11 protein-coding genes and 1 pseudogene are annotated in these 14,867 nt (G+C 56.6%); 8 read left to right on the top strand and 4 right to left on the bottom strand.

Annotated elements, in window-relative coordinates; translation table 11 throughout:
• Window positions 1-284 precede the first annotated feature (284 nt).
• Window positions 285-1,178: a fructosamine kinase family protein gene (locus tag HH1059_RS00870; protein ID WP_096407235.1), complete on the top strand. Its 894-nt coding sequence runs from the start codon at window positions 285-287 to the stop codon at window positions 1,176-1,178.
• Window positions 1,179-1,233: 55 nt separating this feature from the next.
• Here HH1059_RS00870 and HH1059_RS00865 read toward each other — a convergent pair whose 3' ends face one another.
• The 4 genes from HH1059_RS00865 to HH1059_RS00850 form a co-directional block, all read right to left on the bottom strand.
• Window positions 1,234-2,310 carry a phytoene/squalene synthase family protein gene (locus tag HH1059_RS00865; protein ID WP_096407232.1) on the bottom strand — a complete coding sequence of 359 codons (1,077 nt, stop codon included), beginning with the start codon at window positions 2,308-2,310 and terminating at the stop codon, window positions 1,234-1,236.
• Window positions 2,311-2,356: 46 nt separating this feature from the next.
• Window positions 2,357-3,388: an FAD-binding oxidoreductase gene (locus HH1059_RS00860; RefSeq protein ID WP_231901974.1), complete on the bottom strand. Its 1,032-nt coding sequence runs from the start codon at window positions 3,386-3,388 to the stop codon at window positions 2,357-2,359.
• A gap of 60 nt (window positions 3,389-3,448) precedes the next feature.
• Window positions 3,449-4,915: a 4-hydroxy-3-polyprenylbenzoate decarboxylase gene (gene ubiD / locus HH1059_RS00855; RefSeq protein ID WP_096407227.1), complete on the bottom strand. Its 1,467-nt coding sequence runs from the start codon at window positions 4,913-4,915 to the stop codon at window positions 3,449-3,451.
• Between the two features lie 80 nt (window positions 4,916-4,995).
• Window positions 4,996-5,379: a hypothetical protein gene (locus tag HH1059_RS00850; protein ID WP_096407224.1), complete on the bottom strand. Its 384-nt coding sequence runs from the start codon at window positions 5,377-5,379 to the stop codon at window positions 4,996-4,998.
• 550 nt (window positions 5,380-5,929) lie between these two features.
• Here HH1059_RS00850 and nfi point away from each other — a divergent pair.
• From nfi to ppc, 7 genes and pseudogenes are all read left to right on the top strand, one after another.
• Window positions 5,930-6,616 carry a deoxyribonuclease V gene (nfi, locus tag HH1059_RS00845; protein ID WP_231901973.1) on the top strand — a complete coding sequence of 229 codons (687 nt, stop codon included), beginning with the start codon at window positions 5,930-5,932 and terminating at the stop codon, window positions 6,614-6,616.
• Window positions 6,617-6,635: 19 nt separating this feature from the next.
• Window positions 6,636-7,019, top strand: a complete 384-nt coding sequence (locus tag HH1059_RS00840; protein ID WP_096407221.1) for a DUF6394 family protein — start codon at window positions 6,636-6,638, stop codon at window positions 7,017-7,019.
• 11 nt (window positions 7,020-7,030) lie between these two features.
• Window positions 7,031-8,734, top strand: coding sequence for a potassium channel family protein (locus HH1059_RS00835; protein WP_096407219.1), 1,704 nt, complete (start codon window positions 7,031-7,033; stop codon window positions 8,732-8,734).
• A complete protein-coding gene (locus tag HH1059_RS00830; RefSeq protein ID WP_420809681.1) occupies window positions 8,731-10,119 on the top strand; it encodes an AmpG family muropeptide MFS transporter in 1,389 nt (462 codons plus the stop codon). Before HH1059_RS00835 ends, HH1059_RS00830 begins: the two co-directional genes overlap by 4 nt.
• 320 nt (window positions 10,120-10,439) lie before the next feature.
• Window positions 10,440-11,681 (top strand): annotated as a pseudogene (icd, locus tag HH1059_RS00825) (NADP-dependent isocitrate dehydrogenase); the annotation flags it as partial.
• Window positions 11,679-12,212, top strand: a complete 534-nt coding sequence (locus tag HH1059_RS13665) for a CBS domain-containing protein (protein ID WP_338033911.1) — start codon at window positions 11,679-11,681, stop codon at window positions 12,210-12,212. The pseudogene icd and the gene HH1059_RS13665, both read left to right, overlap by 3 nt.
• Entirely contained in the window at window positions 12,212-14,863 is a 2,652-nt protein-coding gene (gene ppc, locus HH1059_RS00820; protein WP_096407214.1) for a phosphoenolpyruvate carboxylase, read from the top strand. Before HH1059_RS13665 ends, ppc begins: the two co-directional genes overlap by 1 nt.
• The last annotated feature ends 4 nt before the right edge of the window (window positions 14,864-14,867 follow it).

The following is a 14,867-nucleotide window of genomic DNA, read 5'->3' as shown; positions in this document are numbered from 1 at the left end:
CCATCCCTGGAGCCTTTATGGCGCCCTCGTTGGCGCCAACACCTCCACACCGGGGCAGATGATGGCTCCGGGGAAGCTTTCAGAGGCGCCCTATTGGTACCGGTGATAATTTGTTCTCCGCCGCTATTGGATTGGCTATCAGGCATACTGCATCCATTCGATCGAATAAAGCACAATAGGAACTAGTTGAAGATGGCTGGCGATTTTAGCAGATTAGGCTACCAGCCCTCCCAATCACTTTTAGCCTAGCTTTACTAATGCGATTTACCAGCAGGAAAACGGCAATGAAACTTGATCAAGCCATAGCTAACGCCATAAGCACAGCTACCGGAGAGCCTTTTTCGCCATCAAGTAGCACCCAAGCCGGCGGTGGCTGTATCAATAATGCAATAATTCTTAGCGACAAGCAGCGCAGCTACTTCGTCAAACTCAATAGCGGCAATGCTGCAGAGCAGATGTTCGCCAGTGAGGCGCAAGCCTTGCGAGAATTGGCCGAGCCACGTGCAATAGTAGTACCCCGGCCGATAACCTACGGCAGCCACGGCAACCAAGCCTTTCTGGTAATTGAACACCTTGACCTAGGCGGACGCGGCAGTAAAGAAGGCTATCGCCTAATGGGCGAGCAGCTGGCAGCACTGCATGCGGCCCAAGGCAAGGCCTACGGCTGGCATAGCGACAACTTCATAGGCTCTACCCCGCAGCCCAATGCCTGGTTGTCCGACTGGGCTGAGTTTTTCCGCACCCATCGCCTTGAGCATCAATTAAACCTTGCTGAACGCCGCGGGGCGGGCAGCAAGCTCATTGATTCAGGTCGCAAGCTAGCTGAAAACTTAGACGACCTGCTCAGCAACCACACTCCGGCGCCTTCCCTGCTCCACGGCGATCTGTGGGGAGGTAATGCCGACTTCACGCGCAGCGGCTCTCCCGCGATATATGATCCTGCTACCTACTACGGCGACCGCGAAACAGATCTGGCTATGGCAGAGCTCTTTGGCGGTTTCCCTGCCTCTTTTCACGAAGGTTACGAGAGTGCTTGGCCACTCCAAAGCGGCTATACCGTCAGGCGCGAGCTTTACCAGCTATACCACGTACTCAATCACTACAATCTATTCGGGGGTATGTACCGCAACCAAGCGAGACGTCAGATCGACAGCCTGTTAGCACATCTAGGGCACTAGCTACGCTATAAGGTTAAGGGCGTCGCGTAGTTCGATGGGATTTTTAGAAGTGCCCTTAACCATCGCCATTAGACTTGACCAAAGGTCGAGGCAAGCCGCGCCCGCTCCAAGCCAAAACCATCCGCATTGCCCCGTCGCGTTCGGCGCCATAGTTGCTCCATAGCGCCAAGCGCCTGACCTGACTGCGACTGATCTTGACTTGATCAGCAGAAACAAAACCGGGGCGCTTGTGGATGCGCCGCAAGGTAGCGAACGACATAGTGGCAGCCCAAGCACAGAAGCGCCTGATCCCCGGCTCACTGACAGGTACATTGTGAATATAAGTGCGCGCCGCTTCCATGTGCTCAGTACCTATCGCGACCATTCGGACTATACCTTTGCGGAAGGCCGGATCAGCACTCCAGTCCTCGTCCGGCTCAAGGTCACAGCCAACATCGGCAAAAACATCACGAGGCAGCCAGCACAACCCCCGTTGACGATCATCCCAGACGTCTTTGATAACATTTGTCGCTTGAAGGCCGAGACCAAACCGGCGTCCTAACTCCATCATCTCTTCACGCCGCTCACCAATACTCTCTACCTCCATGGCAAAGAGGTCGGTGAGCATCTCTCCAACTACCCCAGCAACGTAGTAGCAGTAGGATTCAAAGGCTGCTCTATCCGGCAAACCGGCGGGTGATTTCAACCTTTGAAAGCGCGCCATGCCCCCGCCCATTATTGAGACACAGCGCTTTACCGCTTCCTGATGCTCCTCAGGCAGCCCCCGGGTAACTGAGACAACACGAGGCAAGGAGAGAACCAGATCCTGCTCTGCTGTGGGGGTGTTTAGGTTGAGCACTAGACCCACTTCCTTGGCCAAATCCTCAGCTTGGCGCTGCCCCTGGAGGACCTCCTGAAGGCCGATAAAGAGATCCTGTTTGCCGCCCGGTTCAAGCGCAGAGTGATCCTCAAGCGTATCGGCTATCCTGCATAGCAGGTAGGCATTGGTCACAGTATCGCGCAGAGCCTCTGGCAACTGCGGGATTGTCAGGGCAAAGGTGCGGGATACACCCGGTAAGGCAGCATCCTGATAGGCCCTATCTACCGCCCATCGATAAGCTCGCGCTCTCTCGCTGCCTCTATGTTGTGCCATGCTCGGCTCCTGCACTGTCGCCAATCTCCTACTCCACTATGTTGTTCTAGTTGCCGGCACTAATCTCAAACGAGTCGTAAAACAGCCGCTGCGGATCTAGGCCATGTCTTAAGAACTCTCGCTCGGCGGCATCGACCATAGGGGGCGGACCAGCAACATAGGCCTCATAATCAGACAGATTGGGATGATCAGCAAGCACGGCTTCATGCACCATGCCTTCTCGCCCCTGCCAGCCACCTTCTGCTCCGACATCGGCTACCACCGGCGTATAGCTCAAGCGTGGCCCTTTGTTGCCTCTAGTCTTGCTTAACCAGTTCCTAACCTGCTGGTCCATATAGATACCTTGAACGGAGCCAGCTCCCCAGTAGATCTCAAACGACCTGTCTATCGAGGCTGCCATAGCGTACTCAATAATGCTCTTTATAGGGGCAAAGCCGGTACCCCCGGCAACCAGGATAACCGGTCTGGAGCTGTTTTCGCGCAGATAGAATTGTCCCAGCGGTCCCTCGAACCTCAACCAGGCCCCCATACGCAGATGTTCAAATACGTACTCGGTAAACCGGCCACCTGGAACCCGACGGATGTGCAACTCCAAGCGCTCATCATTATGCGGCGAGTTGGCCAGGGAGAAGGAGCGACGCGCGCCATCCTGGAGCAAAATATCGATATATTGCCCGGCCCAAAAGGGCAACCGCTTACCCTCCGGCAGCTGCAGCAACAATCTACACACATCCGCAGAGAGAAATTCGATATCTGTCACCCGTGCCGCGAGCAGCCGCGGCTCGGGCGGCAAAACGCCCGGATCGGGACTCCAGTCAAGGCTTAAATCGCTTTGTGGTAGGGCCTGACACATGATTGCCAAGCCTGATTTTTGCTCCTCACTGGTAAGCGCCTGAGGCAAGCCGTCTGGATATTCAACACTTCCTGTACTGACTTGGAGCTTGCAGCTGCCACATGCTCCACTCCGACAGCCATAAGGCAAGTGCATGCCCTGACGTAAAGCACCATCGAGCACCGTCTCGCCCTGTTCTGCTGTGAAGCTACTGCCATCGGCGAGCATAATCCGATATGTCGACACTCTTTTCTCCGTTAGCTACACAACTAGTTAAAGGGGCATTGCTGAGTCAATCAGCTCAATTCAGAAGATACCTAGGTGCTCCCAATATTCATCTACCCGTTGCTTGGTACGCAGATCCATGGTTGCCGGTGTTCCCCACTCACGCTCAGTCTCACCAGGCAGCTTGTTGGTTGCATCAAGCCCTAATTTCGACCCTAGGCCCGATGTTGGCGAGGCGAAATCGAGGTAGTCGATAGGACTGTTGTCGATAAATGTACTATCTCGACGCGGATCACACCTAGTTGTTATAGCCCACACCACAGCTTGCCAGTCCCGCGCATCGATATCATCATCGGTCACTATAATAACCTTGGTGTACATGAATTGACGCAGGAATGACCATACACCAAGCATGACCCTCTTGGCATGCCCAGGATACTGCTTGCGAATAGTCACCACAGCCAGGCGATATGAACAGCCCTCGGGAGGCAAATAAAAGTCGACAATCTCTGGAAACTGTTTTTGCAGGATAGGGATAAAGACCTCATTGAGGGCTTCTCCAAGCACTGCGGGTTCATCAGGGGGGCGACCGGTATAGGTTGAGTGGTAGATCGGATCTTCGCGGTGGGTGATACGCTCAATAGTCAATACCGGAAAATTCTCGACCTCATTGTAGTAGCCGGTGTGATCAGCAAAAGGCCCTTCTGCTGCAAAGTCATCCGGGTAGATGTGGCCTTCAAAAACCATCTCTGCTGTCGCTGGCACCTGTAGCGGCACCGCTTGGCAGTCGACGACTGGCGTTTTAGAGCCACGCAACAAACCGGCAAACGCGTATTCCGATAGCGCATCCGGGATCGGGGTCACGGCAGCGAGCGTCGTTGCTGGATCAGCCCCTATGGCCACAGCAACTGGAAAAGGCTTATCAGGATACTTCTGCCGCCAATCGGCGAAATCGAGTGCCCCGCCGCGATGGGCCAGCCAGCGCATTATCACGCGATTGCGGCCGACCACTTGCTGACGGTAAATGCCGAGGTTTTGCCGCTCCTTATCAGGCCCGCAGGTAATGACCAGAGCCCAAGTGATGAGCGGCGCAGCATCACCTGGCCAACAAGTCTGGATCGGCCACTGCGCTAAATCGACATCACTAGCCTCTATTATGCGTTGCTGACAAGCCGCCCTGCGCACACTACGCGGCGCCATGTCCAGGACCTTACGGAAGATTGGTAGTTGGCTCCAAGCGTCGCGCATTCCCTTAGGCGGCTCTGGCTGACGCAAGAAAGCCAGCAATTCACCAACTTCACGAAGAGCTGAGGCATCCATTGCCCCCATGCCTTTAGCGACACGCTGACTAGTACCAAATAGGTTGCCCAGAACCGGCACCTCGTAACCCAACGGCTGCTCGAAAAGCAGTGCCGGCCCACCAGCACGCAACGTCCGATCGCAAACCTCGGTCATCTCTAGATGAGGGTCTACCGGATGCTGGATCCGCTTCAACTCCCCGGAGAGTTCCAGGTCGCCAATAAAGCCACGCAGGTCCGCAAAATTCATAGCTTCCTAACCAGCGGCATCATCCCCACGCTGGGCATCATCAAGTAGCCTATAAGCGCAGTTTAACGGAACATGTCCAACTAGCGCATGTACTGTAGCCAATCTTGCAAGTCTCGCATCCGGTCAAGATACCAGCCATATCCTTTATAGCGAATGCAATCCTCGACGTACTGCTGCTGCATAGCACTGAGGCGTTGATTCTCAATATAGTGAGGATTTTGAGTGCGAAAATCCTGCTGCCCATCAATCATACCCATCCATTGCCCAGGTTGATTAGGAGCAGCATTATTGTTCGTCGCTTGCGGGGTTGTAACCGCCAACTGCGCTCCAGCCACGCACTCCAGCTGTGCCCAGTAAAATTCGCCTGGTTCCACCAGACGACGCGGCTGCTCGGGTGGAGCAGGCGGCATGCAGGCACTAGCAGCGATAGCCACAACGGTGACTGTAAGCGCTCTTGACAACATTGATCTACCAACCCATGGAGTGGCGTCTTAACACTCACAGAAGCTTCCTGTTGGGAGCTTCCGCGCGGCCAAAAAACCTTGGCAGCTAACCCGCCTCAGCTTAACGTAAGCTATCTATTATTGCCATCGGCGGATAAATATTACTCTTGAGTTGAGAAGGCTAGCTTAGGTACTTCTGGGGCCTCATAAGGGGGGCCTCCAAATAAACGGCCCTTAGGTAAACTCTAAAGGCTCCCCACTGAGCCTATATTTGCCTCGGTGTAGCAGGAGGCCGTGAATCCATTCCTGGAGGCTTCATGGCGCCATCCTGGGCGCCAAGAGACCTCCACACCGAGGCAGCTATAGGCTCAGTGGGGAACATCTAAAAACTTCGCCGGCGCCACCATCCGCCCCGGTGTGGAGGACGCCGTGAATCCATCCCTGGAGGCTTCATGGCGCCATCCCTGGCGCCAAGACCTCCACACCGGGGCGGATGGTGGCGCCGGCGAAGTTTTTAGAGGCCACCAGTGGGGAGTATTAGGGGCACCCATAAGAAGAGAAATCGGCAAAAATGCAAAATACCACTATGCAATCGAGCAATATCCATCACCCTTGGCAGGTAACCCCTGCCCAGGCCTGGCAAATACAAACATCGATCGCTCAACAGGCTATACTCCAGGATGAGGTCACCGAACCAGGGAACATTGTTGGGGTCGATGTCGGTTTTCACGATAAAGGCACTTTAGCCTGCGCGGCAGCAGTAGTTTTCTCTTGGCCAGGGCTCAATGTAATCGAGTCCAAACAAGCATATAAAAAAGTCGAAATGCCTTACGTTCCCGGGCTTTTATCGTTTCGCGAGCTACCCGCGATACTAGAAGCACTCAATGAATTGAGCACCGGAGCAGGATTGATCCTCTGTGACGGCCAGGGATTTGCTCATCCACGTCGCTGCGGCATTGCCACTCACCTAGGAGTATTAACCGGGTATCCAACAATCGGAGTTGGCAAGACGCGCTTGCTTGGCGAACACGCTGAGGTTGCACCTGAACGTGGAGCTACCCAGCCGCTAATTGATAAAGGCGAACGAATCGGAACAGTTTTACGGAGCAGGAGCAATGTCTCACCTCTGTACATCTCACCTGGTCACCGCCTACACTTCGCCTCGGCGGCAGACTGGGTTTTATCCTGTTGTACAAGCTACAAGATCCCCCAACCGATCCGGGCTGCCCATCGGCTAGCATCAGAGAACAAACAATGACCCCCTAGAGGAATAACCCATGAATCTTGAAAAGGTGGTCTTCGGCTTTTTTATCCTCCTCGCCCTGACCCTAAATTTCGGCTTTGTCTATGGCGAAATAGCCAATCCCGCTCATCACGCCTCGTGGGAGCTGTTTGCCGCCATAATTGTTAACCTGATTGCAACCGCTCTGAAATTCGGTGAGCGCACCCAGATTGGTGCCATACTTCTTGCCTCAAGCCTAGTAGCTGACTTGCAGCTTATCGCTGCCGCGATGGTATGGGGAATTGCGGTATACGGCACCGGCGCAGGACTTACGGAGATGACCATGGCAAGCATAGTCTCATTGGCTGGAGGCGCCCTGCTCGCCAATATAGTTTCGGTCACCCTACTCATCATTGAGACCGTCAAAATCCACCGCTAGGGCCACTCGCTATGGGTAACGCTGCCTTTTACATGGTGCTGCGCCGCATGCGCGGTCCTATTCTGCTGCTGATAATTTCCTACGCCATCAGCATCGTCATCCTAATTGCCATACCCGGCGAGCATGCGGACGGTGAAAAATGGCGGATGAACTTCATCGATGCCCTCTATTTCCTGACCTATACAGCACCGACAATCGGCTTCGGCGAGTACCCCTACGAATTTAACTACGCTCAGCGCCTCGGTTATATGGCCGCTATCTATATGCCGGTATTGGCCTGGGCATACTCAATAGTCACCCTGATCGGGTTAGTGCAGGACCCAGTCTTTCGGCGCACCGTCGAAGCTGGGCGGTTTCGCCGCCGGGTCAAGCGCCTGGCTGATCCGTTCTGGATAGTATGTGGCTGTGGCGATACCGGCTCAATACTAGTGCGGTCACTAACCGAGCGCGGCTGGGAGGCAACGGTCCTTGATCTGCGCCATGAACCGGTAGCCGAGCTCTGGACACGTGATCTGCGCCTGTTTGTCCCGGCATGGCAGGCCGATGCCAACAGCACTGAAAACCTCCGCGCCGCAGGCCTAGATCACCCCCTGTGCGCTGGCGTTCTGGCTGTCACCAACGATGACCACACTAATCTGCAAGTAGCGATCAGCGTCAAGCTGTTGCGCCCGGAATTACGCGTCATCTGCCGCGCCGAAAACCGCTCCACCGCCGACAATATGGCCTCTTTCGGCACGGATTACGTGGTTAACCCGTTCGAGTCGTTCGCCGACCGCCTGGCCCTAGCAATTCGTAAGCCCGAAATGCACCGTATCTACGAGTGGCTCTCCGGCATGCCCAACACACCACTCTTTGAGCCGGTTCACCCCCCGTCCGGACACTGGTTGATCTGCGGCTACGGCCGCTTTGGTAAGGCAGTATGCCGGCGCCTAGATAAGATTGAGGTCCCCTATACGATAATCGAAAGAACCCCTGAACAAGCTGGTGCCCCGCCTGAAACGGTTGTTGGCAAAGGCACCGAGGCGGTCACCTTACGCCAAGCTGGCATAGAGCACGCGTCCGCGGTCCTTGCCGGTACAGACGATGATGCCGACAATCTCTCTATAGTCATGACCGCTCGCGATATAAATCCGGACATCTACCTCGCGGCACGAGAAAACCAGATGGCACACCGCTCCCTCTTCAAGGCCGCGCATCTGCATCTGCCAGTCGAACCAAGCTACATAATATCGACGCGCATGCTCAGCCTCATCACCGCACCACTACTGCCCGAATTCCTGCGCATCGCCCGCGGCTACGACCGTTCCTGGCAGGCAGCGCTAGCGCGTAGAATACGTGAAGTCAGCGGCGGCTTAGTACCGGAAATCTGGACCTTGGAGATATCCGAGCAGGGCACACCGGCGCTAGCCGAGCTATTAGCAGAAGAGGCCGAGATTACGATCGAAAACATTTTCAGCAACCCGCATACTGAAGCTGCTCAGATCAATGCGGTAACTCTGCTGCTAGTTCGCCCCGAGGCCATAGTCCCCATACCTGATAGCCAAGTGCCTCTGGAGCATGGCGATCGTCTGCTACTATGCGGCACCCCGCAGGCCCGTGCCCAGCTGCACTGGACTATGCACCATCGCAACACCCTGCGGTTTTTACTAACCGGTGAACAGCGCCCTGACGGAACCATTTGGCGCTGGCTAGAACAGCGCCGGAGGCAAACTTGACCAAAGGGCATCCCGCTGCACCTGCGTCCGACCAGCAGCAGACCTATACCGGGCTGCGAGTTTACCTGCATCCGCGGGTTATCGGTATGGTTTTTCTCGGCTTTTCAGCCGGATTGCCCCTATTACTGGTTGGGGGAACATTCACCGCCTGGCTTAAGGATCTAGGCGTAGGGCTTACTGCGATCGGCTTTTTGAGCTGGGTCGGTATTGCCCACAGCATCAAGGTAGTCTGGGCTCCATTGGTTGATCGCCTGACCCTACCTATACTGGGGCCGGTTTTCGGGCGGCGGCGCTCATGGATGCTATTGGCCCAGCTTACTGTAGCGGTTGCCTTGGCCGGTATTGCGCTTAGCGATCCCACCGAGCACCTATGGCTAGTAGCCATATGGGCGATCCTCGCCGCGTTTGGGTCAGCGACCCAAGATGTAGCCATCGACGCGTACCGCGTCGAGGCCGTGGCCCGCCATCGCCAAGCTGCTATGGCTGCCACCTACGTCTTTGGCTATCGCGTCGCCCTGCTAGCCGCCGGCGCAGGCGCCCTGCATATTGCCGCCTGGGGCAATTGGACTCTCTCCTACGCCGTCATGGCTTTGCTTATGGGCATAGGGATAACTACCACCTTGATTATTCGCGAGCCAGAGGTAGGTGTTAGCCGGGACACTCACAAGCTTGAGCAACGGGTTGTAGACTACCTCGCCCGGACTAAAGACCAAGGAACTCGCCGGCGGATCACCGCATGGCTGATAGGCGCAGTTATCTGCCCGTTCGCCGAATTTTTCAAGCGTTTTGGCCTGCCGGTAGCAATACTCATTCTGCTCTTTATAGCCACTTTTAGGGTCAGTGATATTGTCATGGGGGTCATGGCTAACCCCTTCTACCTCGATATAGGGTTTAGCAAGGAACAGATCGCCAACATCGCCGCAGCCTTCGGCCTAGCCATGACACTGTTCGGGGCCGCTGTCGGGGGCATATTGGTTAGCAGGTTGGGCATAGCCCCGATGCTGATTGCCACGGCAATTCTCGCCCCATTAACAAATCTAACTTTTTCCTGGTTAGCAACCATTGGCCCTGAAATATATGGGCTTATCGCCGCCATAGTCGCTGACAATGTCACCGGCGGCATGGCCATCGCCGTTTTCATCGCCTACCTTTCTAGCCTTACCAATACGGCATACACCGCCACTCAATACGCCCTATTCAGCTCCTTAATGACCCTACCCGGTCAGTTCCTTGGTGGTTTCACCGGCATTGTCGCTGATAACGTCGGTTGGGTGCACTTCTTTATGATCTCCGCCGCGGCCGGCATGCCGGCAATTTTACTGGCAATTTTACTGCTCAAGTGGGCGCACCCAGACAGGATCAGTCAGCCTGGCAAGTCAGAATGATGGCAATTGTGGGCAACTCTAAAACATCCCCGGAGCTATTACCTGTCCCGGTGTGGAGGACGCCGTGAATCCATCCCTGGAGGCTTCATGGCGCCATCCCTGGCGCCAAGACCTCCACACCGGGACAGGTAATGGCCCCGGGGATGTTTTTTTAGAGTTGTCCCCCTTGTCACAACCATCCTTTTGAACCAAGCAAAGTAAAACTTCTTGATCCGCCTGCTGGGCTGATCGACAATATGCGCATTTAGCGGGCGCCGGTACCCTAGGCCAAAAGCCTGACCGGGCTATGCGTCCCCGACCAAAACCCAGCGGGAGGAACCATGAGCCAGCAGACACAGTACCCTGAAACTGGCCAAAAGATAACAGTCGACGGCAACGGCCGCATTCAAGTGCCAGACAACCCCATAATCGGCTATGTCGAAGGGGACGGCATTGGCCCCGATATCAATCGCGCCTGCATGCGCATTTGGGATACCGCCGTCGAACAAGCTTACGGCGGCAGGCGCAAAATACACTGGGCCGAACTATTCATGGGCGAGAAGGCCGCTGCGCTGTTCAATGGCGACTACTTCCCTGATGAGACCAAGGCAGCGCTCAAGGATCTGCTGATTTCCATCAAGGGCCCTCTAACAACGCCTGTCGGCGGCGGTTTTCGCTCACTCAACGTCTCACTGCGCCAAGAGCTCGACCTTTACGCCTGTGTTCGTCCAGTGCGTCACTATGCTGGTGTCCCATCGCCGCTTAAGCGGCCTGAGGACGTCGACGTAGTGATCTTCCGGGAGAACACTGAAGACGTCTACGCTGGCATTGAGTATCAAGCAGGCAGCGCCGAGAACAATAAGGTCGCTGATTTCCTGCGCTCGGAGATGGGCGAAGAGTTTTTCGAAGGTGCCGGCATCGGTGTCAAACCGATCAGCCCATTCGGCACCAAGCGCCTGGTGCGCAAGGCGATCCAGTATGCTATAGAGCATGATCGGGAAAGCGTCACCTTGGTGCACAAGGGCAATATCATGAAGTTTACCGAGGGCGCCTTCCGCACTTGGGGATATGAGGTTGCCCGCGAGGAGTTCGCCGATCAGACCATAACCGAGGAGGAACTCTACGCCACCTATGGCGGCAAACGTCCAGAGGGCAAGGTGGTGATCAAGGACCGCATCGCCGACATCATGTTCCAGCTAATGCTGCTACGGCCCAATGAGTTCGATGTGATTGCCACCATGAACCTCAACGGCGATTATCTCTCCGACGCTATAGCTGCAGAGGTTGGTGGAGTTGGCATCGCCCCTGGCGCCAACATGTCCGATAACGTCGCGGTCTTTGAGGCGACCCACGGCACTGCTCCCAAATACGCCAACCAAGACAAAGTCAACCCCGGCTCGCTGCTCTTTTCCGGGGTCATGCTGCTTGAGCACATCGGCTGGAACGAGGCCGCCGATCTGATCAGCGCCGCCTACGAGAAAGTTGTCAACGCCGGCATTGTTACTTACGACTTCGCCCGCTCTCTGGAGGGGGCGACGGAGGTCAAGACCAGCCAGTTTGCCGATGCCATAATCGATCAGATGTGCGGGACGATTGATCTGGAGCGCATCCGCCGGGAGCGCGAAGAGGCAATTGAGGCCGAGCGCCAAGCCCGCGAGCAGCGCCGTGTCGTTGCTCCGCTCGAGGAGATGGTGGCGTCCGGTCGGGTGCCGCACACGGTAGCCGATTTGATGAACCCTAACCTGGTGACCATGTCTGGCGACACCAGTGTCGAAGACGCCATGCACCTGATGCGTGAGCAGCGTATCTCGTCGGTAGTTGTCCAACCCACAGCTGATGACGAAGAGACCGGCTGGGGGATCATGACCCAACGCGACGTCATCAGCCGTGTAGTTTCCGCAACCAAGAAGCCGAATCAAGTGCGCATATCCGAGGCGGCAACACGGCCGCTTATCACTGTTCCGGAGGACACCTCCTTGCTCGACTGCGCTGAGCGCATGGGCTCGGATAACATCCGGCGGATGGTTGTGGTTGATACTCAAGGGCACCCGATAGGCATCATATCGGATACCGATATATTCGCTAGTGTCGAGCAATTCGGGCTTCCCGAGTAATGGAAGAGCTTAGCGGCAGTGATAGTGCCCTGCGCGAAGATATTCGCGAACTGGGCGAGCTACTTGGAGAGACTTTGCGCGAGCAGGGCGGCCAGTCGCTCTTTGATACTGTCGAACGGGTTCGGGGGCTGGCCAAGGCCGCTCGCGCCGGGCACGAGGAGGCCTCCAAGGAGCTCGAACGCTCCTTGGCTGAGCTGCCGCCAGATCAAGTAGCGCCGGTAGCTCGTGCCTTCTCGCAGTTTCTCAATCTGGCCAACATTGCCGAACAGCACCATCGGGTCAGACGCAGTAGAGAGTGGGCGATGGAGCCAGAATCCTCGCCCCTTTTCGGCTCACTCGCTGAGACGATTCCCCGTCTTGCCAAGGAGATCGACCCTGAGCAGCTGCACACAACTATCTGTAATCTAGATATAAATCTAGTACTTACTGCCCACCCAACCGAGATCCAGCGACGGACCCTACTTCAGAAGTACAACCGCATTGCTGCTCTGCTTGATAATAGGGATCGCTATGGCCAGACCCCGACCGAAAAGTCGGACACCAGGGTGGGCCTGAAGCGTGAGATCACTGCAGCGTGGCATACCGACGAGATTCGGCGTAAGCGCCCCACCCCGCAGGATGAGGCGCGCTGGGGGTTTGCCGTGGTTGAGCAAACACTCTGGGATGCCGTACCGCGCTACCTGCGCAATCTAGATCAAGTTCTGCGCGACCATACCGGGCGCAGATTGCCGCTCGACTGCGCACCGATAACCTTTGGCACCTGGATGGGCGGTGACCGCGATGGCAACCCGAACGTCACCCACCGAGTTACCCGGGATGTTGCCCTGCTGGGACGCTGGATGGCCGCGAACCTATATGAGCGCGATATCCAGCAGTTAACCTCCACCATCACCCTACAGGTCTGTGATGAGGATCTGCGCGCCGAGGTCGGCGGCGAGGCTTGGGAGCCTTATCGCGTCATCCTCAAGCGCCTGCGTGCCCGTTTGCGCCTGACCCAACGCTGGGCCGAGGCCAAACTCCAAGGCAGCCGCGCCCCCGAGGGCGAAATCTTGCGCAGTGTCGATGACATTCGCCAGCCCTTGCTGCGCTGCTACTACTCACTGCAGCGAGTCGGTGCCGGGGTGGTAGCGGAAGGGGAGTTGCTCGATACCATTCGGCGGGTCAGTTGTTTTGGCATCAACCTAATGCCGATGGACATTCGCCAGCACGCCGATATGCATACCGCCACCCTCGATGCGATCACCCGTGAGCTCGGCCTCGGCGGTTATGCTCAATGGGATGAGCAGACTCGACAACGCTGGCTACTTGCCGAGCTCTCCAGCCCGCGCCCACTCATACCTCACGGCTTCGCACCGGAGCGTGAGGTACGCGAGGTACTTGATACTATATATACTCTGGAGGAAATCGGCCCCGACGCCGTAGGCGCCTACATTATCTCCCACGCCTCATCACCCTCCGACATACTCGCTGTGGAGCTACTGCTCAAGGCTTGTGACTTGAGCAACCCACCCCGCGTTGTGCCGTTGTTCGAGACCCGTGACACCCTAGCTGCGGCCGAACAGACTATGGAGACCTTGTTCGAAAGCTCCTGGTATCGTGAGCGTATCCAGGGGCGCCAGGAGATAATGATCGGCTACTCCGATTCGACCAAGGATGCCGGCCATCTGACCTCGACCTGGACCCTCTTTCAAACCCAGGAGCGCCTGGTCTCCCTAGCTCGTCGACAGCGGGTTGAGCTGACCCTATTCCACGGTCGTGGCGGTAGCATAGGGCGCGGCGGCGGGCCGACCCACTCGGCTATACTTGCCCAACCCCCGGGCTCGGTTGACGGAACCCTGCGGGTGACCGAGCAAGGCGAGGTGATTCAGGCTAAGTTCGGCCTGCCCGGCATCGCCTTACGCAACCTTGAGCTGTACACCACGTCAGTCCTTGAGGCCAGCCTGCAGGTGCCCAGCTCACCCTCTCAGCGCTGGCGTGAGATAATGGATCGGCTCGATAACCGAGCCATGCAGGCCTACCGCTCCACGGTTAAGGAGCGGGCCGATTTTATGGAGTACTTTCGTCACGCTACGCCGATCGAAGAGATATCCCGGCTGACTATCGGTAGCCGGCCGGCGAAACGGACCCCGCAGCAGATGAGCGTAGACAACCTGCGCGCCATCCCGTGGGTCTTTGCTTGGACCCAGACGCGCCTCATGCTCCCGGCCTGGCTCGGTGTTGGTGAGGCCCTTGAGGAGGCCATTGAGGCCGGGCTAACTGAAGAGCTGCAGGAGATGTTTCAGCGCTGGCCGTTCTTTGAGGCGCTGCTTGACATGGTCGAGATGGTTCTCGCCAAGGGCGAGCCTAGCGTCACCCAGCTCTATGAGCAGACTCTGGTACCGCAAGAGTGTCGCGCTATCGGCGAGGAGTTACGTGAGCGCTTTTATCGGACTCGCCAAGCTGTGCTAACTATTACCGGCCATGAAGCTCCGCTAGCTGATTACCCGGTCGTGCGACGGGCTGTAGAGGTGCGCAACCCCTACGTCGACCCGCTCAATCTACTACAGGTTGAGCTTTTAAGGCGGGCGCGGCAAACTGAGGACGAGGCCCTGCAGCGAGCACTTAAGATTGTCATTAACGGCATAGCTGCCGGGATGCGCAATACCGGTTAAGGCC

It is taken from the genome of Halorhodospira halochloris, assembly GCF_002356555.2.
Taxonomy (GTDB): domain Bacteria; phylum Pseudomonadota; class Gammaproteobacteria; order Nitrococcales; family Halorhodospiraceae; genus Halorhodospira; species Halorhodospira halochloris.
The sequence above is the reverse complement of the archived record's forward strand: the minus strand, read 5'-3'. Positions and strand labels throughout refer to the sequence as shown.